Annotated in this window: 21 protein-coding genes and 2 tRNA genes; 5 read left to right on the top strand and 18 right to left on the bottom strand. The window is 44.1% G+C overall.

Translation table 11 applies throughout. The features are described from left to right. Nucleotides 1–202: 202 nt before the first annotated feature. The 5 genes from ACYUCY_RS07015 to ACYUCY_RS07035 all read right to left on the bottom strand — a co-directional run bounded on the left by ACYUCY_RS07015 (nucleotide 203) and on the right by ACYUCY_RS07035 (nucleotide 4,837). Nucleotides 203–290, bottom strand: a tRNA-Leu gene (locus tag ACYUCY_RS07015). A 117-nt stretch (nucleotides 291–407) separates the two neighbouring features. Continuing rightward, a tRNA-Cys gene (locus tag ACYUCY_RS07020) sits at nucleotides 408–481 on the bottom strand. Nucleotides 482–1,128: 647 nt separating this feature from the next. Next, entirely contained in the window at nucleotides 1,129–1,683 is a 555-nt protein-coding gene (gene pgsA, locus ACYUCY_RS07025; RefSeq protein ID WP_460226222.1) for a CDP-diacylglycerol--glycerol-3-phosphate 3-phosphatidyltransferase, read from the bottom strand. 80 nt (nucleotides 1,684–1,763) lie between these two features. Further along, nucleotides 1,764–3,638: an excinuclease ABC subunit UvrC gene (gene uvrC / locus ACYUCY_RS07030; protein WP_460225760.1), complete on the bottom strand. Its 1,875-nt coding sequence runs from the start codon at nucleotides 3,636–3,638 to the stop codon at nucleotides 1,764–1,766. 116 nt (nucleotides 3,639–3,754) lie between these two features. Next, nucleotides 3,755–4,837 (bottom strand): helix-turn-helix domain-containing protein, encoded by a 1,083-nt coding sequence (locus tag ACYUCY_RS07035; RefSeq protein ID WP_460225761.1) that lies wholly within the window; start codon nucleotides 4,835–4,837, stop codon nucleotides 3,755–3,757. Nucleotides 4,838–5,041: 204 nt separating this feature from the next. On the opposite strand from ACYUCY_RS07035, the gene ACYUCY_RS07040 reads away from it, so the two are divergent. Together ACYUCY_RS07040 and ACYUCY_RS07045 are read left to right on the top strand one after the other, a co-directional pair. Continuing rightward, nucleotides 5,042–7,177 (top strand): TonB-dependent receptor, encoded by a 2,136-nt coding sequence (locus tag ACYUCY_RS07040; protein ID WP_460225762.1) that lies wholly within the window; start codon nucleotides 5,042–5,044, stop codon nucleotides 7,175–7,177. Between the two features lie 38 nt (nucleotides 7,178–7,215). Then, nucleotides 7,216–8,145 carry an alpha/beta hydrolase gene (locus ACYUCY_RS07045; protein ID WP_460225763.1) on the top strand — a complete coding sequence of 310 codons (930 nt, stop codon included), beginning with the start codon at nucleotides 7,216–7,218 and terminating at the stop codon, nucleotides 8,143–8,145. Between the two features lie 154 nt (nucleotides 8,146–8,299). On the opposite strand, the gene ACYUCY_RS07050 is transcribed toward ACYUCY_RS07045, so the two are convergent. The 9 genes from ACYUCY_RS07050 to ACYUCY_RS07090 all read right to left on the bottom strand — a co-directional run bounded on the left by ACYUCY_RS07050 (nucleotide 8,300) and on the right by ACYUCY_RS07090 (nucleotide 17,404). Then, nucleotides 8,300–8,953, bottom strand: a complete 654-nt coding sequence (locus ACYUCY_RS07050; protein WP_460225764.1) for a response regulator — start codon at nucleotides 8,951–8,953, stop codon at nucleotides 8,300–8,302. Nucleotides 8,954–9,213: 260 nt separating this feature from the next. Then, a complete protein-coding gene (locus ACYUCY_RS07055) occupies nucleotides 9,214–9,855 on the bottom strand; it encodes an alpha-ketoglutarate-dependent dioxygenase AlkB family protein (RefSeq protein ID WP_460225765.1) in 642 nt (213 codons plus the stop codon). 59 nt (nucleotides 9,856–9,914) lie between these two features. Further along, nucleotides 9,915–10,943, bottom strand: coding sequence for a UDP-N-acetylmuramate dehydrogenase (gene murB / locus ACYUCY_RS07060; protein ID WP_460225766.1), 1,029 nt, complete (start codon nucleotides 10,941–10,943; stop codon nucleotides 9,915–9,917). Between the two features lie 98 nt (nucleotides 10,944–11,041). Next, nucleotides 11,042–11,542 (bottom strand): low molecular weight protein-tyrosine-phosphatase, encoded by a 501-nt coding sequence (locus ACYUCY_RS07065; RefSeq protein ID WP_460225767.1) that lies wholly within the window; start codon nucleotides 11,540–11,542, stop codon nucleotides 11,042–11,044. A gap of 22 nt (nucleotides 11,543–11,564) precedes the next feature. Beyond that, complete coding sequence (kdsB, locus tag ACYUCY_RS07070; RefSeq protein ID WP_460226223.1) at nucleotides 11,565–12,329, bottom strand: 3-deoxy-manno-octulosonate cytidylyltransferase; 765 nt, start codon at nucleotides 12,327–12,329, stop codon at nucleotides 11,565–11,567. A gap of 58 nt (nucleotides 12,330–12,387) precedes the next feature. Beyond that, a complete protein-coding gene (gene lpxK / locus ACYUCY_RS07075) occupies nucleotides 12,388–13,431 on the bottom strand; it encodes a tetraacyldisaccharide 4'-kinase (RefSeq protein WP_460225768.1) in 1,044 nt (347 codons plus the stop codon). Between the two features lie 139 nt (nucleotides 13,432–13,570). Further along, nucleotides 13,571–13,996, bottom strand: coding sequence for an ExbD/TolR family protein (locus tag ACYUCY_RS07080; protein ID WP_460225769.1), 426 nt, complete (start codon nucleotides 13,994–13,996; stop codon nucleotides 13,571–13,573). Nucleotides 13,997–14,037: 41 nt separating this feature from the next. After that, nucleotides 14,038–14,652, bottom strand: a complete 615-nt coding sequence (locus tag ACYUCY_RS07085; RefSeq protein WP_460226224.1) for a MotA/TolQ/ExbB proton channel family protein — start codon at nucleotides 14,650–14,652, stop codon at nucleotides 14,038–14,040. A 250-nt stretch (nucleotides 14,653–14,902) separates the two neighbouring features. Continuing rightward, entirely contained in the window at nucleotides 14,903–17,404 is a 2,502-nt protein-coding gene (locus ACYUCY_RS07090; protein WP_460225770.1) for a DNA internalization-related competence protein ComEC/Rec2, read from the bottom strand. 262 nt (nucleotides 17,405–17,666) lie between these two features. On the opposite strand from ACYUCY_RS07090, the gene ACYUCY_RS07095 reads away from it, so the two are divergent. Beyond that, complete coding sequence (locus ACYUCY_RS07095; RefSeq protein ID WP_460225771.1) at nucleotides 17,667–18,206, top strand: DUF2062 domain-containing protein; 540 nt, start codon at nucleotides 17,667–17,669, stop codon at nucleotides 18,204–18,206. Nucleotides 18,207–18,259: 53 nt separating this feature from the next. Here the strand turns inward: ACYUCY_RS07095 and ACYUCY_RS07100 are convergent, their stop codons facing one another. The 3 genes from ACYUCY_RS07100 to ACYUCY_RS07110 are packed head-to-tail and all read right to left on the bottom strand — an operon-like array spanning nucleotide 18,260 to nucleotide 21,518. Beyond that, complete coding sequence (locus ACYUCY_RS07100; protein ID WP_460225772.1) at nucleotides 18,260–19,495, bottom strand: lipoprotein-releasing ABC transporter permease subunit; 1,236 nt, start codon at nucleotides 19,493–19,495, stop codon at nucleotides 18,260–18,262. Nucleotides 19,496–19,498: 3 nt separating this feature from the next. Beyond that, nucleotides 19,499–20,236: a lipoprotein-releasing ABC transporter ATP-binding protein LolD gene (lolD, locus tag ACYUCY_RS07105; protein ID WP_460225773.1), complete on the bottom strand. Its 738-nt coding sequence runs from the start codon at nucleotides 20,234–20,236 to the stop codon at nucleotides 19,499–19,501. Between the two features lie 34 nt (nucleotides 20,237–20,270). Then, nucleotides 20,271–21,518: a lipoprotein-releasing ABC transporter permease subunit gene (locus tag ACYUCY_RS07110; protein WP_460225774.1), complete on the bottom strand. Its 1,248-nt coding sequence runs from the start codon at nucleotides 21,516–21,518 to the stop codon at nucleotides 20,271–20,273. A 241-nt stretch (nucleotides 21,519–21,759) separates the two neighbouring features. Here ACYUCY_RS07110 and ACYUCY_RS07115 point away from each other — a divergent pair, with 241 nt between their 5' ends. Beyond that, a complete protein-coding gene (locus tag ACYUCY_RS07115; RefSeq protein ID WP_460225775.1) occupies nucleotides 21,760–22,368 on the top strand; it encodes a PilZ domain-containing protein in 609 nt (202 codons plus the stop codon). A 5-nt stretch (nucleotides 22,369–22,373) separates the two neighbouring features. Then, the gene (locus tag ACYUCY_RS07120; protein ID WP_460225776.1) at nucleotides 22,374–22,694 is read left to right on the top strand and encodes a hypothetical protein; all 321 of its coding nucleotides are present in this window, start codon (nucleotides 22,374–22,376) and stop codon (nucleotides 22,692–22,694) included. Nucleotides 22,695–22,797: 103 nt separating this feature from the next. On the opposite strand, the gene dnaQ is transcribed toward ACYUCY_RS07120, so the two are convergent. After that, nucleotides 22,798–23,508, bottom strand: coding sequence for a DNA polymerase III subunit epsilon (gene dnaQ / locus ACYUCY_RS07125; protein ID WP_460225777.1), 711 nt, complete (start codon nucleotides 23,506–23,508; stop codon nucleotides 22,798–22,800). Nucleotides 23,509–23,538 lie beyond the last annotated feature (30 nt).

The raw sequence follows: 23,538 nt of genomic DNA on the forward strand, positions 1-23,538 counted from the left end.
GTTTTGATTTTGTTTTAGGACGAGATGATAAAACCGTTGATGGTCCGAAGCTCGCACGGGGCTGGGCTCGAGTGACAGCTCGAGCGCCGACGGCATAACAGCGCGTAGCGCCTATAAAATGCGTCGACTGGAATAGTCCGGCTCTCCCTACGAAGTCTTATCGCTGAGTTTCAAAGTTGGTTACTACGATAGAAAAGAAATATGGTGCCCGGGGCCGGACTTGAACCGGCACGACTGTTAAGGTCGGGGGATTTTAAGTCCCCTGTGTCTACCAATTCCACCACCCGGGCTAACAGGAAAGTATTTTTATAGTAAGGATTGGTGCCCTACTGGAAGTTTCTGCCAGCGCTTCCGCACTGGTCCCTTTTGTTTTACCTAACTTCCTTCCTGGAAGTCAGTCTTGAATATGGAGGCGCGGGTCGGAATCGAACCGGCGTAGGACGAGTTGCAGTCGTCAGCATGACCACTCTGCCACCGCGCCATATTCATATTAAATTGTGGTATTCAGCGCTCTCAAATAACTTACGTAGTCTGGGAGAAGTGGTCGGACCACATCGCTTCCGGCGTCCTGCCTCACGCGACACTTGTACATCCTGTACTTCGTCTTCCACCGCGCCATATTCATATTAAATTGTGGTATTCAGCGCTCTCAAATAACTTACGTAGTCTGGGAGAAGTGGTCGGACCACATCGCTGCCGGCGTCCTGCCTCACGCGACACTCGTACATCCTGTGTACTTCGTCTTCCACCGCGCCATATTCTTTAATTTGTCTAGACCGAGGTACCCGTCAGTTCAAACCATTTCTGGAGAAGTGGTCGACCACGTCGTTCCCGGACTCCTGTCCTCCACGACACTAGTGCTTCCTGCACGTCGTCTGCCAAATCGGCAATTCTTATGTATTTGTTTTCTTCGCTTTCCCAAATTAGCTAGGCAATCAGGGGCAAGCTGTCTCAAACCTGAGGCGCGGCATTTTAGCGAAACATGAACGATAATCCTAGGTTTTTCTTGGACTTGGGCTTGTTGAAGTGGATACTTCGGCTCAAGGGTGTTTTATTTGCCGGGTTAGTTGTCGCTATCGCTCAGAATCCCGGCGATTTCGGCTTTGCTGTTTGCTGTTCTTCTTTTTTTTACTCCTCTTCCACCAAATAGGGCCAGGCGGCTTTTAGGTAGATGAGCATTGACCAGAGCGTGAGGATGGCGGCGGCGTAGAGGCAGATGTAGCCGAGTACGGTGAAGAATGAGCCGCTGACGGGTTTGAATAAGAGCAAGACGATGATGGCGGTCATTTGAAAGGTGGTTTTGATTTTTCCTAAATTTGAAACGGCGATGTGGGCGCGTTTGCCGAGTTCGGCCATCCATTCTCTGAGGGCGGAGATGACGATCTCGCGGCCGACGATGACCACCGCGGGAACCGCGAACCAGGGGGATGCGTGTTCTTCTACGAGTAGCACTAAGGCGATGACTACCATGAGTTTGTCGGCGACCGGATCTAGGAAAGCGCCGAAGCGTGTACTCTGATCGTATTTGCGGGCAATGTAGCCATCGGCCCAATCGGTGATGGCGGCAACGCTAAAAACTGCCGCTGATAGCATGTAATGCCACCAGTAAGGTAGATAAAAAACGAACACTAAGAGTGGGATTAAGGCTATGCGTAACAGGGTGAGCTGGGTGGCAACCGTCATTGGCGGCATATGTTTCATGCAATCTCGTACCTCTAAATGCCAATGAATCTGACAATAATGCTAATCAGCCGTGCAACTTACTAATTGTGCAGGGCGCTGTAAATATCTTCCGCAATTTTTTTACTGATTCCCTTGGCTTTTGCCAACTCGGCGATGCTGGCTTTTTGTACTTCTTGCAAACCCCCGAAGTGGCGGAGTAGTTCACGACGACGTTTGGCTCCGACACCGGGGATTTCTTCCAGGGTTGAGGTTCTGCGTTTTTGATCGCGGCGATGTTTATGGCCGGTAATTGCGAAGCGGTGTGCCTCATCGCGAATCGATTGAATTAAATGCAAAGCGGGTGAATCACTGTCGATCACTTTTGCGTTGCCAGCGTCATCTAAAAACAGTGTTTCGAATCCAGCTTTACGCGTTGTCCCTTTGGCGACACCGAGTAATCGCACTTCGTTAATACCGAGTTCTTCCATTACTGCCTTTGCAATATTCAGTTGCCCTTTTCCGCCATCGATTAACAAAATATCCGGTAACACGCCCTCACCTTTTTGCACTCGCACATAACGCCGAGTTATGGCTTGCTCCATTGCCGCGTAGTCATCGCCAGGGGTTATGCCATCGATATTAAAACGTCGATAGTCCGAACTGACAGGGCCGTTTTGATCAAAGACAACACACGAAGCGACAGTAAGTTCGCCACTACTATGACTAATATCGAAACACTCCATGCGCTTGGGCATCTCTTCTAGGTCGAGTGCTTCTTGCAACGTTTCGTAACGTTTTAAAATACTTTGTTGACTTTGCGAATGGCTTTGCAAATTTTCTTGTGCAGCGCGCATCGCCAAATCTAACCACTGTTGTCGCTGACCCCTTACCTGGTGAATCAAGGCAACGTTTTTATCGCGCTGAGTTTTTAATGCTTGCGTCAGTAATTCGTTATCTTCGATGGCGTTACTTAATAAAATCACCGGCGGAATTTCTCGGGTGCGCGAGCTTAAATAAAATTGCGGCAAAAATGCGGCAAGAAATTCGCCGTCGGTATGAGGTAATTTTTCTTGATAATAATAACTACGGCTGCCGAGTATACGACCTTGCCGCACATAAAGGACGTGTACGCAAAGACTATCGCCGGAACGCGCAACGGCCATTACATCCAACTCACCACTGCCCGCCTCGGCTACTTGTTGCGATTGCACTGAACGCAAAGCGCCGATCTGATCTCTTAACAATGCCGCGCGTTCGTATTCCAATGCTGCCGCTGCCGTTTCCATTTCGTTGGCGAGCTCTTGCATTAGTTCATCGCTGCGGCCGTTTAAAAACATTTCTGTATGACGGACATCCGTTTGGTAATCTTCTGCAGAAATTAAACCAACGCAAGGACCGGTGCAGCGATTAATTTGGTATTGCAAACAGGGTCGGCTGCGATTACGAAACACGCTGTCTTCACACTGGCGAACACGAAAGGTTTTTTGTAAAAAATTTAAACTTTCGCGCACCGCACCCACGCCGGGATAAGGGCCGAAGTATTGACCTTTTCGCTTTTTAGAGCCGCGATGCAGACTAATACGTGGATAATGATTCCCTTTTACTTCAGCGATTTCGAGTTTACTCGGCGAGATGCCTTCGCTTAAAAAGATGTAAGGGTAAGACTTATCATCGCGCAATAAAATATTGTATGGCGGTCGTTGGGCTTTAATTAAATTCTGCTCAAGTATCAGTGCTTCCATTTCGCTTTGGGTAACAGTGACTTGAACATTTTGAATTTTACTTACCAGCGATGCGGTTTTGGGTGCGAGACCACTTTGACGAAAATAACTCGATACACGATTTTTTAAATTCTTAGCTTTGCCAACGTACAGAGTCTTGCCCTGCCCATCGTACATTTGATAGATGCCCGGCTCTTTAGTCAAAGACTTGAGTAGAGGCTTGTAGTCAAATTCTGTGAATTCTTGCTTCGACATACGAGTTTTACTTAATATTGATTTAGGTAAAATTACACGGGTTGAATTTTATATTTCTTTTAATTCTTAAATTTTAATTTTTTCCAACCGGATACTTGCATTGCTTTAATTTCGCTTCAATAGCTTTTTTTTCTAAAACTGCTTGGCGTCATTCCCAACCACTCATGACATGCACGGGTTAAGCTTCTTCGATCAGAAAACCCCATCTCTTCTGCTACGTCATCTAAGTTTTTCGATGTCGATAACAACATACATAGTTGCTGCTTTCTAATCTCTTGGGAAAGCTGACGAAAATTTGTACCCGCGCCAGCCAACTTTCGCTGTAAGGTCGGCACACTAAGGCCCAATTGTTTTGCAATCACGCTTTGGCTTTTAGGCCCGCGCGCCAAACTGTTTTTTACTGTTTCGATAAAGGTGTTTTTTTCGTTATGAATTTCATGCAAATTGGCAATAATTTGCTTAAACACCGTTGTTTCAGGCATACCCCAACGATCATATCGACGTTTGCCAAACGCTACATTTAAATCGTTTCTGTCGTAGGTCATGGTGACGCCATTACCGTGACGAATATAATTACAGTCGGCAATACCTGCTAGCATATAACCATCTTCCCATTCCAGCGTCGCGGGCAAACGAATTTCAACGGGAAAGCAATCGCGTTCAGCAGTCCAAATAAAAAAACATTGCAAGACTACACTGATTAAATCGATGTAGCGTTCGACTTGTGTTGAAATACCGAAGGCCTCATCGGCCTTAATGGTTAACTTAGCGCCCTGCTTTTCAAATTTAACACTGGCATTAAGCCCCGACTGCAAAAGCGGAACTAACTCGACAAATCGTTTTAGCCCGGAAGACAAGTCTCCCATTTGTCCAACGCTCGCAAAAATTGTGTTCCAACTGAATTTGGGAAGCTTTCTTGCTAGAAACCCGTGGCCCTCATCACCCAAACGATTGATGTTGTCGATACAGATCTCCCACAACACCGTTTTTGAAATGACATCTGGTAAGGGTGCTTGCGCTTCGATAAGGTTTGCAGCAACGAGCAATTCGTGCGCTCGGTCGTGGCCCAAAAAATCAACAAGGTAATGAGCCGAAACGTTATCGACACCGATCTGATCGCGGAAGGCTTGATCACCAATAGTTGTCCTTCGCCCGAGAGGAAACGAGTCAGGCCTGGAATCATCTTTGTTCGTGCTCATTATGAGTTTTAACCTGATTCTTACTCGCAAAAACCGCCATTGTAGCCCAATAAGATATCAAAGTGATGGAAAATGTTCCCTTTCGCTTGATTGATCCCGTCATCGACAAACCCCACCATGAATTGCATATTGCGACTCACGATAACAATAAACTTTCGATATCAATAAACTTTCGATACCAATAAATAATAGGAAGGCCGTACCATGGGGAAGATCACACTACTCGCAAGCCTCACCGTTTTATCCGTCAGCGCTGCTCCCAGTATTTTTGCTCAGCAATCTGATGACACAGCGCGTGTCAATCTAGAAGAAATTCTCATCACCGCTTCTCGCCGATCCGCTTCAGTTCAAGATACCGCCATTGCGGTGAGCGCGGTGTCCGGGGAGCAAATGCAAACGCAGCAAATTAATACTGTTGGTGATCTCGCATCAACCTTACCTAATGTTCAGGTTACCGGCGCGTTCACTACTGCCAATATTTTTATCCGCGGAATTGGTAACTCACAAGGAATCGGTGGTGCCGAACCGGGTGTCGCCTTCCACACCGACGGTGCTTATCTTTCTCAATCATTGCTGACAATGAGTAACTTTCTCGATATCGAACGTATAGAAGTATTACGTGGGCCTCAGGGCACATTGTTTGGTCGAAATGCTACTGGTGGCGCGGTGAATCTGATCGCCAACAAACCCACTGAAGAGTTTGAATATGGGTTTAATCTGTCAGCAGGTTTTCAGCCAAACGAAATACGTAGCAACGCATACGTCAGTGGTTCACTTAACGAGTCGCAAAGTGTGCTTGGACGTTTTGCGTTCCAACACAGCGATAACGAAGGCTACACGGAAAATAAAGCAAGTTTTGGTCCTAAGGAACTGGATGATCAGAAAAATTATTCCGTTCGCGGTCAGTTAGAATTCCGTCCGACTTCAAATTTCAGCAGCCGGATCAGTGTCGATTATCAAGACGCTAACAACAACGGCCCCGCTGCTTATTTTATCGGTTTGCCAGATCCAACCCAGCCTTTGCCACTGCCACTGATTGCCGAACCAAAAGGTGATCCCGAAGATCGCGAGATTTTTGTTAACACCGGCGACGTGGAACTAGAAGCACTTGGTATTAGCTGGGAAAGTTTATGGACGTTTAATGCAGGCGACTTAAAATTTCTCGCCCATTTTAATAAAGCGGAAATCGATTTAGTGCAAGACGGCGATGGAACGGCTTTTGATTTTACTAGCACTATTTATTCGGATGAAGAGGATGAAACGTTTGCCGAATTGTTATTTACGTCCGACGCGACTCAGGCATTTCGTTACGTTATTGGTGTGAATTATTTCACTGATGAATTAACGCAAGCACTTTCGGTTCCGGTTCTCGGCTTACCTGTATCAATCGATTTAAGTGGTATTGTCGATTCAACGTCTTACGCGGTATTTACTTCAGCCAACCTTGATATCAGTGATAGCTGGGAAATATTTGGCGGTGTTCGTTACACCAACGATAAAAAGTCTCTGATTGAATCAAACAATTTTATTGGCATGCTTGAGCAAGATGATAGCTGGAGCGAAGTAACTTACGAACTCGGTACCTCGGTTAATTTATCAAGCAACATTATTGGTTATGCAAAATACAGTACTGGTTTCAAAAGCGGCGGGTATTCACTCGGCTCGCTCTCGCCCAGCTTCGAACCAGAGACAAATGAAAATTTAGAGTTTGGATTAAAAGGTGATTATTTAGATTCGAGACTTCGAGCAAACTTGGCTTTATTTAAGATGAATTACGACGACTTACAAGTTACGCAAGTTGTTGGCGTGATTGGCGCGGTAACTAATGCTGCAGAAGCAGAAGTAAATGGCTTTGAAGCAGAGCTGACTTACCTAGCGACCGAAAATCTTCGTATTGATTTGACCGCAGCATGGTTAGATGCAAAATTCGAGAAGTTTCTCACCGCTGACTCGGCACGACCTTTACTTGGCACTCTAGATCTGTCTGGTAATACTTTGCCCGGTGCACCAAAAAGCAATGCGAGCTTAGGATTTTACTACGATCAGTATATCGATGCCGGTACGCTCACTTACGGCGCAAGATACGATTGGAAGTCAAAACAATATTTCAGTGAATTTAATATCCCTATTTCTTCTCAAAAATCCGTTGGAACCACAGACCTCTCATTAAACTTTGTTTCTGAGTCTGGCCGTTGGAATGCTAGCGTATTCGCACTCAACGTTACCGATGAAACCATTAAGAGCAATGTGCTTGTTGTTTCCGCCCTTCTCGGTTCGCTTACTCTCGCTCAATACCAACCCGGCCGACAGTTCGGTATTTCCTTTGGTTTTGATTACTAACTGTTTTAGGCGTTTTTACTTAAAGGGCGAGGAAACTAATGACGGCAAAAAATGAAGCAGCTAAAAGCCTAAAACAACGACTGCATTCACTGATGGAACTCTCACAATCTCAACCAAGCTTAATCGAGTCTATTCGGTATGTTATGGATCATTATTGTGGTGAGGATATTAAGCGCTTGACGGCCTTGACGGAAAATATTTCCGTTCAATTTGAAACCTTTGATGGCGAATGGTTTGTGCCAAGTAAGTGCAACACTAAAAGACGCGTTTTGTTTTTACATGGTGGCGGTTGGGTGTCGGGCTCGGTTGATACGCATCGTCACCTTATCGCCGATATCGCAGAGCAATCAGCTTGCGCTGTTCTGGCAATAAATTATCGTTTAGCACCTGAACATAAATATCCAAAGGGCTTAAATGATTGTATCGAAGCGTACCAGCTGATTTGCAGTAACGGCCCGAAGCAAAAAAGCGAAGCGGAAGAAATTACAATCATTGGCGACTCCTGTGGTGGCAACCTATCCGTTGTCACTACTTTGCATAGCATTAAGAATCAGCTCCGTGTGCCAGACAAATTAGTGCTCCTCAGCCCTGTCTTAGACGTCTCGAATCAAAGCAATGAGCCCTGCGGTGTAGACGACCTGATCGTTTCAAGGGAGGGTATGAAGCAAATTACCCAAGAGTATCTCGAGCAAGATTCATTGGCGTTAAGTGAAACGCAAGAGGTTTCTCCGATTAAAACCGATAAATCTTTTTTAAAACTATTCCCCAGTACGCTTTTGCAAGTTGGGACGGAGGAATATTTACGAGACGAAACCATCTGCTTCGCGAAACGTCTGTGGGAATTAAATAAGACCGTTCAGCTCAGTGTTTGGCCGCACATGCCACATGACTTTCAGCTCTTTGCTAAGGAGCTTACGGAAGCCAGAGAAGCCATTCGCGAGATATGTCAATTCATCTCACCCGAATAGTTGTGAACTTTAAATCTAGATAATTTATTAAGGTTAGGGACACGTGAAGCAAGGATGCTACTTTAATCTAGAAAACACACCGATGTCATTTTCTCTACGTCAAAAAAAAGCAACACTAGGTTGCTTTTTTATTTCCAGATCACGATTTTAATCGCTAGGAAACGCTATCAAGCTGCAAGACATTATGGCGAACGGCCAGTAGCGCTAATTCAACATCGCTATTTACTTTGAGCTTTTCGAAAATTCGATATCGATAGCTGTTTACAGTTTTAGGGCTAACACAAAAAGTATCGGCGATAGCTTGTACTTTATGCCCGTTGGCAATCATTACGGCGGTTTGTAGTTCTCGTTCGGATAGGGTTTCGAAAGGTTTATCAGAGTTATCTTTATGGCCAAATTTTTTTAGCGCTAATTGCTGAGCAACGTCGTTACTCATATAGGGTTTGGCATCGATGACGGTATTGATCGCGGTGATCATTTCATCTAGGCGAGCGCCCTTGGTGATGTAGCCCATGGCCCCTGCTTTCATCAAACGTTCTGGGTATAAGTCATCGTTACACGCGGTAACGATAATGATTTTTATTTCGGGATTGAGTGCGAGCAATTTCTTAGTCGCTTCTAGCCCCCCAATACCGGGCATTTTCACATCCATCAAGACCACTTGTGGCTTTAGATTACGAGCGAGCTGTACCGCTTCTTCCCCATTCTTTGCCTCCCCAACGACTTCGTAACTGTCAACATCGCTGAGCATCCGGGAAATACCCATCCGCACCAGGTCGTGGTCATCAACTATTAAAATCTTTATCAATGTCTCTATTCCCCAGGTTTCATCACAGGATAATCAACTTGCGGATCATCCTGAAATGAAGAATTTACTACGAGTTATTCCTTACAGATTGTGGCGCCCAATCCCTAATCTGGCTGGTCAAAAATGTACCATTCCTGGTAAATTTTTCCTAGCGCTCCTCAGCCTAAGTTACGAGATATAGTGCAAGCTTTTTGTTTCTGTCACACAAATTAGCCCGCCACTAAATTTCAATCTCTACAACAGCACGTGCTTATTTATAACTAACTATAAATACGACGGAAAGTAATATTGAGGCGCGCCCCGATAGAATGTTTTGTTTTGGGTACGCAGTGTACCCAATGGGCTTGGAGATTACCTAGCATAAGTAACAATGAACCGTGATTAAGAATCAATTCGGTAGTTTTTAATTGTTTTTTTGTCGCGTGTTTCAACATAAAACGGCGGCTTTCACCCAGACTCAGCGAAGCAATCTGAGGTTTACTACCCAGCTCTCTTTCATCATCGGCATGCCATGCAACACTATCGTTACCATTGCGATACAGATTAGCCAAGGCACTATTGAATTGCGCTTGCTTGTTGTCGGAAGATTGCCAGTGATTCAATTCGATTTGGGCTTTGTCTCTCAAAGCCAACAAAGCGGGCAACCAAGGCAAAGGGTCGAATTGCCGACCGGAGTATGCATATCGCGCATCGCTATCACCGTACCAAGCATTTAAACGCGGGATTTTTATTTCGCGGCCAGCAATCTTTATTAGGGATTGCTCCCAAGAAATAGTTTTTTGTAGCGATTCGAAATAATTATCTGCTTCTGAATCGGGTAGCCAATTTTCGATAAGCACGAGTTCGCCATCGGGTAAGGAGATACGCTGTGCACTGTCTTTCGCCAACAAATCAAACTGCATGATGTTGTTCTATTAGTTTCAATAAGTGTTTTAAATTTTTAAAAAGACAAAACGAGTAATCAGCAATAGCTAATTGGTTCTCGTTCTAATTCAATATCGAACTTTAACTTGACGTCTTCTTGCACTCGCTTTGCCAGGGCTAAGACTTCTTTTGAGCTATGCCTACCGGGGTTAATAAGCACTAAGGCTTGTTCTGAATAGAAACCTAATCCATCGTCAAGAAAACCTTTCCACCCCGCCTTATCTAACAACCAAGCGGCGGCGACTTTTACTGTGTCAGCATCTACCGGAAAGGTGGCTAAATCTGCGTAGGATTTTTGTAAGTCCTCCGCTTTTTGTTTCGCAATGATTGGATTCTTAAAAAAGCTACCGACATTAGGTATGTCACTTGGGTCGGGCAATTTTGATCGGCGCACTTCACAGACACAACGGCTAACAATGTCTGGAGTGATTTCTGCTTCAGGATAGCGTGCGAGTGCTTGCTGCAAAGCGGGATAATGCAAAACCAAGTGTGGTGTTTTAAATAACTTAAACGTCACGCTCGAAATTACAAACTGATCTTTTAGTCGACCTTTAAATGCGCTGTTTCGATAGGAGAATTCGCAGCCGTCATTATCAAAAGTGACATCGATTCGGGATTGTATTTGCACGGCGTTTAACTCATAGAACACGCTCTGCAATTCAACCCCATAAGCACCAATGTTCTGAATAGGTGCTGCACCGACAGTCCCCGGTATCAATGATAAATTTTCTAAACCCCAATAGTGAAAATTTAAGCAATGCTCAACTAGGTCTTGCCAAACGACACCCGCACCGACGCGTAAAAAGACATGAGTATCATCCTCACCAACTACTTCGATACCTTTAATATCGATGTGAATAACTAAACCCACGAACACATCCGGCAATAGTAAATTGCTGCCGCCACCTAAAATAAGCACTTTGAGTTTTAATTCTTGAGCGACTTTAAGTGCTTCTTTTAATTCGTCACAACTCGATACTTTGACATAATTACCCGCACGCGCTGGCACACCTAAAGTGTTAGCTCCATCCAGGGGATAATGAGTAAAAAGATCCAGTTTAACCATGTTTGTTTTGTTAATAATCGTATCTTTCTCGCTAGCGGCGTTTTGTTGCTAGCGGGAAAATCTATCGCTTATTTGGGTCCTAGTTATTTTTGAGAATGTCAATTCTGCGAATTGGAGAGGCTGGTGAATTTTGGCGAACTTGAGATCGACTTTAATAATTGATCACTACATTCTTCAACCATACTCAATACATCGAGAAAGCCTTCGTCGCCACCATAGTAAGGATCGGGAACGTCTTGAGACACATTATGCTGAGAAAAATCGAGAAATAAACTCAAATGCCCAGCGAAATTATTTGGCCGCATTGCTTCTAAATCACGAAGGTTTTGCGCATCCATCGCTAAAACATAATCGAATTCAGAAAAATCTTTGGCGCTCACTTGCCGAGCTCGAAGATCTTTCATGACATAGCCCCGCTCTTCTGCGGTTTTCGTCGCTCGCTTATCGGGTGCCTTACCTATATGCCAATCTCCAGTCCCAGCAGAATCGATTTTAATCAAATGAGACAAGCCGGCTTCATCAACACGTTGTCGAAATACACTATGAGCAGTTGGCGAACGGCAAATATTACCTAAACAAACAAATAGAACTTTTATCATTATGTTTCTTAAATTTGTGAAATTAATTTATTAGCTTTTTGATTCTATCTAAATCTTCTTGGGTATCGACACCCGCTGGTACAGCTTCACTCGCTTCAGCAACGTGTATCGCTTGTCCGTTCCACATGACACGAAGCTGTTCAAGTTTTTCAACAGTTTCTAATGGCGCCATTGGCCACTGTACGAATTTATTTAGCAAGGTTACACGGTAGGCATAGATACCGATATGCCGGTAGGCGTTGACGACATCTAATTGTGTATTCGCAACAGATTCCAAGGCGGTGAAATTATCTCGCGGCCAAGGGATTGGAGCGCGGCTAAAATACAAAGCATGATTGTTTTGATCGAAAACAACTTTCACCATATTGGGATCTATAAAATGCTCTAGCGTCGTCATTTTTTCACACAGGGTAGCGACATTAACATTTTCATCATCGGCAAGGTTCTGTGCGACCTGATCAATTACCGCAGGTGGGATAAGCGGTTCGTCACCCTGGACGTTTACAACTACGTCATCCCATGCCAAACCCAATTTATCTGTCACTTCTTGCAAACGATCGGTACCTGACTGATGGCTGGCTGATGTCATTACGGCTTTTCCGCCAAAATCTTGCACTGCGAAAAAAATTCTATCGTCATCTGTCGCGACAACAATATCTTTTGCCTGACTCAACTGGCAGCGCTCATACACATGCTGAATCATCGGCTTGCCATTAATGTCCGCTAAAATTTTTCCCGGTAAGCGTGTAGATGAATAACGAGCGGGAATAATTATGCTGTAGGGAATCATATTCTAAAGACCATGGGTTTACGATTTAACAGAAATCTTACTAAGCGAAAACAGTTTAACGTTTTGACTTCCTATCAATATCTTTCATTAAATTGCCAATAAATTCATCGCTAACATCCGCGACGACCACCAAATACCAAAACTGATCGATCAAGCTAATATCGACATTGGCTTTTTGTTTTAATAAGGCGCGACATTTACCTGCGTCTTTTTCAGTCATTACCACAGGGAGGTCGTCATTAAAGTCTAGATCATCTGAGCGATATTGGTGATGATCAGCAAAACGGTGTTCTATAAAACTTACTTCTAATTCCGACAGCGTTTTAAAAAAACGACCAGGATTTCCAATACCCGCAATCGCGTGGGCCTCACCATACCAGGGTTGCTCTCCCAACTGAACGGGATTACCGTCATAAACACGCCGCCATTCAACGGGGTTTAGTCGCATTTCATATTTTTTGCGATCAGGTATGCCGCGGTGTTTTGCTGGACCGTTAATCACCAAGTAATCGACTTCTAATAGGCGAGCAGCCGTTTCTCGTAAGGGGCCAGCCGGTAGTAATCGGCCATTCCCCAAACCCCGCGAGCCATCGACGACGGCAATTTCTATATCACGCGGCAAGCGGTAATGTTGTAAACCATCGTCACTAATAATTAAATCGCAATAATGTTTTTCAACAAGTGCTCGCACTGCAGCCGGTCTATCGGCATCGATAAACACTGGGCATTGAGTACGGTGCGCGACCATCCAAGGTTCATCACCAGCATGGCTAATTGGTGATTCACTGGTAACTTCATAGGGATAGTGCGGCGCTTCGCTACCATAGCCACGGCTCACAATGCCCGGCGAGTAACCTTGTTGTTTTAATTTTTCGACAATCGAAATAAGCAAAGGCGTTTTACCGGTTCCACCCACCGTAATATTACCGACCACAATTATTGGAATATCTATATCAAGTTGCTTGGCTTGAATGCGCTGTTGACGTCGGCGAATAAGGGTAACAATGTAAAATAACAAAGACAGTGGCAGCAAAAACACTGACCACCAACTGCCCCGATACCACATGCTTGTTATGATATTCCGCTTAGAAGTAGCCAAGCTATTCGTTCCTGAATCTGCATTTTACAGATAAATATTTAGTCAAAAAGAGTATCGGGAATATACCGGTAAATATGTGAACACCGATATCGTCACGGTGTTTGAGAGTGTAATAACTAGAGACCTTGCGAACAAGGTATTATTGTTCGCTTTCGACGGGATTTTTCGCGGTAATACTTAATTTGTTAAAACCGAGTTGTGCAGCGGCACTCATCGCGGTAACGAAAGATTGATGGGGAGTTTGAGCATCAGCGGTAATTATCATTGGCAATGTATTATCGCCATCGGATTTTTTAAGGATCGCCGCTCTGAGCGTCATTAAATTAGTATTTTCTACGCTCTCACCATTTACCGCAAAACCACCTTCGGCATTAATAAGTACTTCTATTTGCTGTTTTTCTTCGACACTCACTTCGCCGGAAGCTTCTGGCAAGTCTATGCTTAAGTGAGTTTCTTTTGTGAAAGTTGTCGACACCATAAAAAAGATCAACAGTAAAAAAACCACATCGATCAATGGGGTTAAATTCACGCTATCTTCGGTGCGAACCTGACGACGAAATTTCAAGTAGTATTCCTACAACAATTTAATTATTTTTAACCAGTCAATTACGCGTTCGATTTAATATCGACACGACGATCGCTGTGTAAGGCATCAACTAATTTAATCGCTTGCTCTTCCATCGTGACAACCAAGCTATCAACGCGACGCTGAAAATATCGATGGCTAACCATGGCAGGAATAGCAACGACGAGTCCCGCCGCCGTGGTAATTAATGCCTGACTGATTCCACCCGCTAGCACTCCTGCGTTACCCGTGCCTTCTAACATGATTTCGCTAAACACTTTGATCATGCCAAACACCGTTCCCAACAAACCCATCAACGGGGTGATCGCAGCAATTGTCCCCATCGCGCCGAGGTAGCGCTCCATATCATGGATGACTTGATTTGCGGCTTCTTGAATACTGTCTTTCATCACCTCGCGACCGCTGCGAGAATTACTCAGCCCTGCTGCCAAGACCTTACCTAATTCTGAAGATTGTTTGAGTTCGCGAATTTTATCGCCATCAAGCTGATTATTTTTTATCCATCCCCAGACTTGTGCGAGCAAATGTCTTGGCACAATTTTATCGGGGTTCAGTGTCCAGAAGCGCTCTGCGCTAATAGCAACAACCGCTATCGAACACATGATGATGGGGATCATTAACCACCCACCTGACATCAATATTTTTAACACTCACCTTCTCCTAACACCGACATTGTTCGTTGTTGAATTGACTCACAAAGACTTATTTTATCGACCAGCTTTTGACGATAAGCCGCTCAAGCTCGGCTAAGTGTAGTCACAAATAGCGCTGTTCTTAAATCTAAAATTGAATCCTGGCTTTAAAAACTAAAATTTTGAGACCTTCGTCTTTATTTGGACTCGTCTAGGGAGCCGTCGTTTAGCGCGACACTTTACCATAATTCTTTCAGTCTTCGAGCCTCCCCCCTGTCTTGGTGTTCACAGTTTCACCATCAAACCAATATCGCCGCTTTTTCGTTCGAATTGTCGAAACAAGTAGTTTGCCCTCTTGCCGCCAAAGGAACTCCAATTGCCCACTTGAAGCGGTACTCAAAGGACGAGAATTTACGCGCTCATACCGCTCTTGAACCTTCGGGTGTGGATGGCCGTACTGATTGTTGTAACCGCTACTATAAACCACCCACTCCGGTGACAATGTTGCAACAAACCCTTGCGTTGAAGATGTACGACTACCGTGATGAGGCGCAAGCAGCATAGTGATTTCGCTCGGTAATAAACCTTGGGCTGATGTTGTCCGTAGCGAGGATTGACGCGCTAACAGTTGCCGCTCAATTTTTGCTTCTATATCGCCGGGGATTAAAATCACATCCTCTCTATATCGGATCAATAAAACACAGGACTGATTGTTTTTATTGTATGACGACGAATTCGGATTTTGCGCGCTATTTATACTTGGTTCAATCAACTGAAATTCGACTTCGTCCCAGCGCCAATTCTTATCACGATCACACAAACTTATTTCTGGTTTGTCTTTTCGAAGCAAAGAATTCTTTTCTCCCGAATCAAAAATAAACGCCTCGCCGCTAATGATTTTTTCGACTGTCATAAGTGCCAATAAATTATCGACCCCACCGGCATGATCGTTATCACTGTGGCTAACGATCAGAGTATCGATAGATTCAATTCCCCGCTTTCTTAAAAACGGAATGAGAATGTCGCTGCCCGCATTAAAATTTTCGCTGAATCCAGGGCCCGCGTCATAGACGAGTGTATGGTTTCGAGTTTCCACAACGACAGCTAAGCCCTGACCGACATCAAGTATATTAATTCGCAAGGGCTGCTTGGCAAAAGAAATTGGAAAAAGCAAAGGGACAAGAAACACCACGCCTAGCCATTTACCGGGCAAACCCTTTGGGCTGAGAATGAGCAGAACCCCAAACAGTGCGGCGACCATGGCGAATAAATGTAGCCGGCCTTCCGGAAACCATGCAAACGACAATGACGAATCTTGCAAACGCTGCAAGTACAACCAACACAACTCCAAGCTTTTTACCGCGACTTGCAACAGATAAGACGCCAACACCGGAGAAAAGAAACTGAGTAAAACTGCACAAAGCAATGGAATGATGACAATTGTCGATACCAGCGGTATTGCCACAATATTCGCAATGGGTGCTAAAAAACTAAGACCTTGGTTCAACACTAATAAAGGAAGCAATAGCCCGACAAAAATTACCCATTGAGATTTCAACAAACTCCACAACCAAACTCGAATTTTTAATTGAGTGGAGTATTCCATATTCGAACTTGTTGCCGCCCTATTGCTAAAACAATACAACAACACCGCGACGGCCCCAAACGATAACCAAAACCCCAAAGAGTAGGCAGCTAAAGGATCAATGATTAACACTGCAAGCATTGCAAAGGAAAGAGTATGAAATGAAATGGCTTTTCGAGTGATCATCGTGCCGATATTTACGACAATGATCATCACTAAAGCTCTTTGAGTTGAAAGAGCAAAACCAGAAAGCGATGCGTAGGCAAGTGCGAATATTATCGAAAATATTGACGGTAAAAAATAGGCTAGCAAGGAAAATGATTTTGTTACTTTTTCATATCGTGATGAAAGCCGTCGAGAAATAAATTCAATCAAGAGTAATGTGAATGCGCGGCTCCAGCGACCAAGATAAAATCCAAACACCGCTACCAAACCAACGTGTAATCCAGAAATTGCCATGAGATGGCCAGTACCCGTTGCACGAAAAATTTGCCACTGTGAACTGTCAATTTGAGAATTGTCACCAATTGCCAACGCAATTATCGGCCCCTTGACAGTAGAGTCGCTCGAATCAAGCAGCCATTTTTTTATATCGGCGCGAATAAGTTGCAAGCTGGAGCCTTGGCCTTCTGACAAGCGTTTATTTTTGCTTGATTTTCTGACGTAACCCGTTGCGCCAATTCCTTCACTTAGCAACCAACGTTGATAATCAAAACCGCCTTCATTAACGAAACCACGAGGCCGTCGCAACTTAACTCGCAGGGTCCATTCTTGTCCAAGCTCTAAACCAGAATGCTGATACCACGACAGTTGAATTAATTGAGGGAATGATTCGCTTATGCTTTCGCTCTTCCCTATTCGTTTAGCATCTAACACAGAAAAGCGAAAACGCTGTGAATCTCCGCGATCTTCGGGAAAGTCGCTGATGATGCCGCGAACTTGAATTTCAAGGCCTGCCAAGTCCGGCGATAGCTGTTCATCTAAAAGCTGGTGGCCACACCAAGTTCCCCAGCAGAAGCCAAACAATAAAAATGCGAAGATTCTGGTTCGCTGAAAAAGTAGGAGGCCTAGCGAAACCGCCGTTAGGCAGATGATTAGAGAAAGAGGTAGTAAAGTCGGCAGAAAACCGACCACAGCTATACCAAAACAGCAGAACAAAATCCTTTTCATTGCCATCCAATCCTTTGTAAGACAACTTTCGGTAACCAGTTAGTCCAGTAATATCAGGTTTATAGCTCATCCATTGACTATAATTAAACCAATTGTAAACACTGGAGCGATTTGGATTCTACACAGCTCTCCTTCGTTCCGTCAAAAGTACGGAAAAGACGAGCGAGGCTATTTATCGACCGGGTCGAGGCAATATCCTAGTTTTCGATTCTTGATCAGGGCATAATTCGCCCGCTTTCAAATCCAGGGCATCTAACATTTTATGGCAAGGAAACTGCTAAAAAGCTGGCTACCAGAGTCATCGACGTTCAAAAAAACGCCGGCGCTGCAGTTTATGGGGAAGTTACTTCACGACCCTAACCTGTTCCATTTGAATCGTCATTCGGTTTCAGTTGCAGTATTCGTGGGTGTTTTTGTCGCATTCTTACCCATTGTTGGCCAAATGCCTTTAGCCGCACTATTAGCGATAGTCTTCCGCTGTAATATGCCTATCGCCGTTGCACTGTGTTGGATCAGCAACCCTATCACCTTTCCACCGATATTTTTTTGCACCTATGAAATTGGTCGATGGATACTTGATTCACCTCCCGCAAAATTTAGTTTGGATTTATCCTGGCGCTGGCTGATGGAAGATTTTCAATTAATTTGGAAACCTTTACTCACTGGATCAATGTTGTCTGGGATTGTGCTTGGACTTTTAGGCTATCTCAGCATGCAAGCTTTTTGGTATTGGAGTGTGATGCGCAATTGGGGAATTCGCAAAGAAAAAAGATTAAAAAAAGCTCGCAAAAAAAAGCATTAAAGATCAAATTTTTCTCCACCACCGACACCCTGCCGTTATTTTTCTCGAATCTATTAAAACTCAAACCGCAAGGCATCTGCAGGTTTTACTTTGCTCGCTCGCCACGCAGGATATAAGGTTGCAACAAAACTTAAAGCCAGGGAAACGCAAGCAATCAAAATAAAATCAGCGGCTAAAGGTTGAGATGGAATAAAACTGATGTGGTAAACATCTGATTTCAAAAACTGATAATGAATAAGCGATTCCAACCAAGGCACGAAGTCATCAACATAACTAGCTAACACCCAACCCAGTAACAAACCGATACTCGTACCGGTAATTCCAATAACCGTTCCTTGCACCATAAAAATTGCCATAATTTTATGCGTACTCGAACCCAAGGTGCGAAGGATGGCGATATCGCTTTGTTTATCGATGGTCACCATTATTAGCGTCGACACGACATTAAACGCAGCAATACCAATAATTAAAAACAACAACATGCCAACTAATTTTTTCGACAGTTGAGTTGCTTGGTACAAATTACCTTGGTAACTGGTCCAATCTCGACCATAGTAACCGCGAGGTAAACTGCGAATTATTTGATAACTGAGTGACGGTGCTCTGAGTAAGTCTTCAACTTTAAGCTTTATACCATCGACACGACCGGGGTGAGTGGATAATTGCATCGCTTTATTTAAAGAAATAAGTGCAATGTTTTGATCGATCAAGGTGCCGGTTGAAATAATGCCGGCGACCTCAAAGCCATGAACAGCGGGCAGTGAATTATTGTAGTCATTGTGTTGAATAATAACCCGCAAGCGCTTACCGACTTCAATACCAAGTTCGTCTGCAACGCCTTGACCTACAAAAATGACGCTATCGCTATCGGCGCCAGCTAATTTTTCTAATTGACCTGCAGGCATAAAATTTTCTATTGACGAAACCTTGCCCTCTTCCTTAGGATCAACGCCATAAATATTTACCGGCACAACCAATCTTTTATATGACGCGCCGCCGCCCAACTGAATAAACGGCACGCCTGCGACGACGCCTTCCTGCTGCAGTACTTGATCACGTAAAGCTTGCCAATCTTCGACACCAGTGTTATTAAGCACCATAACCTGAGGAGCGATAGATAGAATTCTTTCTCGCAGTTGCTGATCGAAACCATTCATGACCGACAACACCAAAGACAACAAAGCGACACTCACGATAAGCCCCACTATCGATATGCCCGAGATAAACGAAACCAATTGACTGCGGCGCCTCGCTCGGGTGTATCGTAGTCCGATAAATAAACTCAACATCGTTTATGCCACCGCAACACTTGCGTCGCTTAATACGCCGTCATTCAAAGTCAATACGCGTTGCAGTTTTGAAGCCAGATGTTCGTCATGCGTGACAATAATAAAACTGATTTTTAGCTCCTCGTTTAGCGACATCATTAATTCATGAATCGCATTCGCGGCATGCCGATCTAAATTACCAGTGGGCTCGTCCATCAAAACAACTTTAGGATGTGTCACTAATGCGCGTGCAATCGCGACTCTCTGTCGTTCGCCCCCAGACAACTCTGAAGGTTTATGCTCCAGGCGCTCACCCAAACCCACTTTTTCTAGCATTGACTGCGCTTTCTGATAAGCAAGTCTTTTCTTTTCACCGCCAATTAATAGGGGCATGGCGACATTTTCTAAAGCAGTAAATTCCGCTAACAAATGATGAAATTGATAAACGAAACCCATGTTCTTATTGCGCAACAAACCACGTTTATCATCACTCAATAAGAATATGTCTTGCTGATCAAGCTGTACATTGCCTGCGGAAGGTAAATCAAGACCGCCCAACAAATTCAATAGAGTAGACTTTCCTGAACCCGATGCCCCAATTATTGCGACCGTTTCTCCTGCGCGAATTGAAAAATCAATCCCTTTTAAGACATCGACTTTTAAGTGACCCTGAGCGTAAGTTTTAGATAAGTTCTGACAAGACAAAACGCTTTCGCTATCTATTTTCATTTTGGATTGTTTTTCATGTTCTAAATTATTCATTTTCAAATCAGTCCGCATGGGATTACTCAGTAGATTATTCGTAACGTAAAGCTTCTGCCGGTGAAATTCGCGAAGCTCGATAAGATGGTGACAATGTTGCCAACACACTTAAGGAGATGGAGACAAAAATAACAGTGACGACGTCCGACAGGCGTAATTCAGATGGCATATGACTAATAAAATACACGCTGGGATCAAATATTCTTTGTCCGGCTAAATTTTCGAACCACTCGATAATTTGACCAATATACAATGCGCCGAAAACACCAAACACAACCCCAACAAGCGTACCAAATATGCCCACAGCACTGCCTTGAATGATGAAAATTCTCATCACCTGTCGCGGCGTCATGCCCATCGTTCTCAACACGGCGATATCTGCGCGTTTATCCGCGACCATAAGGACCAGACTAGTAATAATATTAAACGCAGCAATTGCAATAATAGTCATTAATAGGATGGTGGTTACAATTTTCTCCATGTTGAGTGCCTGAAACAAACTGCCCTGGGTTTCGGTCCAATCTTTAACGATGTATTCTTCGCCCAAATCTTGCGATAACTCTTCAAGAATTTTGTTCGCTTTTAATATGTCGTTCGTTTTGACATGCAGCCCTTGAACTTTGTTTTGATAACGAAATAATTTTTGGGCGTCGGCTAAATGAATCAAAGCTAAACTTGCGTCAACACCACCGCCCGCTTCGAATACGCCAACGACAGTAAATGTTTTAGTATCTAATACTGGGCCAGCAGCAGTATAGGTAACACGAGAAGTAGAAACGCTGATTTTGTCGCCAGTGGTAGCGCCGACAAAGTTCGCTAAAATTTTTCCTAGAATAATGCCGCTATCACCCTCACGTAAGTAGTCTAGATTTCCAACTAGCATTCTTTCCGACACAATCGACACTTGGCTTTCAGCCTCAGGAGAAATACCTTGAATCAATGCGCCTTGGTTGCCGATCGCAGAAATAAATCCGTAACCACCAACATAGGGAGCTGAAGCAACAACTTCTGAGTGTTGCGCAATTTCACTGGCCAGTGATTGCCAATCAACAATCGGCGATTCAGATTCCACGAAACCGTGGGGAATAACACTCAACACACTGTCGCGAATTTCACGATTAAAACCATTTAGCACAGACATGACGATGATCAACGCCATCACGCCAAGGGCCATTCCAACCAAAGAAAATCCAGAGACGAAAGAAATAAACTGATTACGGCGTTTTGCGCGGGTGTAACGCAAACCAATTAGAAATGGGACCGACGAAAAGAAGGCTGTCATAAATACTGTAAAGCGCCTTGTTGATTACTGACGACTAGAATTAAATTTTTTTAAAGTGAGTCACAGCGTTAGCTTTACTTTGCTCTAAATACAAAGCGCTGCTAACACTGAAATGCTTCAATCGCTATTATTCGGAAAATTGAGCAGACTTCCCTGGGTAGGCGAAATCTGACGGCAGCTACTATACTAAAATCCATCTACAAACGACATGACTATACAAATGGAAGGATGACAACCCAAGATGGCTACCACCGAGCGACGTGGATTCTTTCGAATCAACAAAGAGCTACTTCTCGAATATAAAACAGTGGATGCCTATACGGCAGATAATACCGACCCCACTGAACAATTCGCGGACTCAATGCCACTGCATCTTTATTCAGAATTTCACAATCTTGATAAACAAGCCGAGCAGTTACGGCGCTCTATAGGCACTGAGCAACCCAAAATTGCCGAATATTTGAGCATTCTGAATAAGAAAATCAATTTACTCTCTCGCGAACTCATCGCACAAAACACCGATACCGCCGCCCAAGATCCGCGTAAAGTGAATCTCAGCGAAGTGGGCATCGCGTTTATGGCCGACAAAGCTATCTACAAAGACAGCTACCTTGCGATTCGATTAGTGTTTTTACCTAGCTACACGGGCGTGGTAGTCTTCGCCAAGGCGATACGGAGTGAGCCCAAACAAGGTGATCTGTTTCACATTGCCGCTAAATTCCAAGGTCTCAGCGAGGCAGATCAACATATACTCGCAAAATATATTATGGAAGCGCAGTTAGCCGCCAAACGAACTGCTCCGGCAAAAACATCTACGGTAAAAACACCTTCGGTAAAAACAGGGGAATAATGATCATGAAAACTCTGATTAAAACAGTCAGCGCCAGTGCGACTGCGCTTTGTTTCGGAATCGGCTTAACTGTTGTCTCGACCGCCGCGACAGCACAAACCATTGAAGTACCCATTGGCCAGCAAGCGCAACAGAATCAAAATTTAAAACGACCCCGAGCGGGCACGACTAAAACCAATGTCGAACAAAACTTTGGAGCACCGATAGAAGTTAGACCGGCCGTTGGCGAACCGCCAATATCAAGCTGGGTTTATGCGGACTTTATTGTTTATTTTGAATATGACCATGTTATTCACACCGTTCTAAAAGCAACCCCGCGGAATTAATATTTAAACTGGGATAAATAATTTTTTATTTGTCCCAGTGATTCCCTCTCCACTCCTCTACTCACTTTTTCGAGCGACTAAAACCTTCAATTCAAACTAAAATTTATTGTCTCCAAATTAGTGTTTGATCGTCCAGTTTGGATTCTATTTGAGAAAGCTTTTCCTCGTGGGCTGCCAGTTCTTGCTCATTCGCCTTTACTACTTTCAAACGCGGCCGATTGGCTTCTAAACGGCGAATCTCAGAACCACCTTGCTTGCCATCACCACCAGAATTAGTGCTGAGACTCAATGCAGTTTGCCCGCCTGTCATCAGCAGATAAACATCAGCAAGAATTTCGGCATCTAATAACGCGCCGTGAAGATCTCGTTGCGAATTATCAACCAAGTAGCGTTTACAAAGCGCATCCAAATTATTTTTTTGTCCGGGATGCTTTTCCCTCGCCATGACCAAAGTATCTAGCACCTGACAAAAATTGGCTACTTGTCCCGCTGCACTTTGCATACGTTTTAATTCGGCATCAATAAAACCCACATCAAAAGGAGCATTGTGAATAACTAACTCCGCACCACGAATAAATTCTACGAAATCTTCTGCGATAGCTTCAAAGGCAGGCTTATCTTCAAGAAACTCATTAGTGATACCGTGAACTTCTATCGCACCTTGATCAATCTCGCGGTCGGGTCGAATATATTGATGATAGTGATTACCTGTTAGTCGGCGATCAATAATTTCAACACAACCTATCTCAATGATGCGATGCCCTGAGGCTGGATCTAATCCTGTCGTTTCTGTATCAAGTACAATTTGTCTCATCGTAACTTCCGTTAATTATTTATCTTTCCG

The organism is Aurantivibrio infirmus (assembly GCF_054767315.1).

Bases quoted from the DNA above. Each gene is read 5' to 3' on its own strand.
- ACYUCY_RS07055 (WP_460225765.1), bottom strand. From the start codon at position 9,855: ATGCAGTTTGATTTGTTGGCGAAAGACAGTGCACAGCGTATCTCCTTA.
- uvrC (WP_460225760.1), bottom strand. From the start codon at position 3,638: ATGTCGAAGCAAGAATTCACAGAATTTGACTACAAGCCTCTACTCAAG.
- ACYUCY_RS07100 (WP_460225772.1), bottom strand. From the start codon at position 19,495: ATGTTGAGTTTATTTATCGGACTACGATACACCCGAGCGAGGCGCCGC.
- ACYUCY_RS07110 (WP_460225774.1), bottom strand. From the start codon at position 21,518: ATGACAGCCTTCTTTTCGTCGGTCCCATTTCTAATTGGTTTGCGTTAC.
- ACYUCY_RS07120 (WP_460225776.1), top strand. From the start codon at position 22,374: ATGAAAACTCTGATTAAAACAGTCAGCGCCAGTGCGACTGCGCTTTGT.
- lolD (WP_460225773.1), bottom strand. From the start codon at position 20,236: ATGAATAATTTAGAACATGAAAAACAATCCAAAATGAAAATAGATAGC.
- ACYUCY_RS07115 (WP_460225775.1), top strand. From the start codon at position 21,760: ATGGCTACCACCGAGCGACGTGGATTCTTTCGAATCAACAAAGAGCTA.
- ACYUCY_RS07045 (WP_460225763.1), top strand. From the start codon at position 7,216: ATGACGGCAAAAAATGAAGCAGCTAAAAGCCTAAAACAACGACTGCAT.
- ACYUCY_RS07065 (WP_460225767.1), bottom strand. From the start codon at position 11,542: ATGATAAAAGTTCTATTTGTTTGTTTAGGTAATATTTGCCGTTCGCCA.
- ACYUCY_RS07040 (WP_460225762.1), top strand. From the start codon at position 5,042: ATGGGGAAGATCACACTACTCGCAAGCCTCACCGTTTTATCCGTCAGC.
- ACYUCY_RS07085 (WP_460226224.1), bottom strand. From the start codon at position 14,652: ATGTCAGGTGGGTGGTTAATGATCCCCATCATCATGTGTTCGATAGCG.
- murB (WP_460225766.1), bottom strand. From the start codon at position 10,943: ATGGTTAAACTGGATCTTTTTACTCATTATCCCCTGGATGGAGCTAAC.
- ACYUCY_RS07035 (WP_460225761.1), bottom strand. From the start codon at position 4,837: ATGAGCACGAACAAAGATGATTCCAGGCCTGACTCGTTTCCTCTCGGG.
- ACYUCY_RS07095 (WP_460225771.1), top strand. From the start codon at position 17,667: ATGGCAAGGAAACTGCTAAAAAGCTGGCTACCAGAGTCATCGACGTTC.
- pgsA (WP_460226222.1), bottom strand. From the start codon at position 1,683: ATGACGGTTGCCACCCAGCTCACCCTGTTACGCATAGCCTTAATCCCA.
- ACYUCY_RS07090 (WP_460225770.1), bottom strand. From the start codon at position 17,404: ATGAAAAGGATTTTGTTCTGCTGTTTTGGTATAGCTGTGGTCGGTTTT.
- dnaQ (WP_460225777.1), bottom strand. From the start codon at position 23,508: ATGAGACAAATTGTACTTGATACAGAAACGACAGGATTAGATCCAGCC.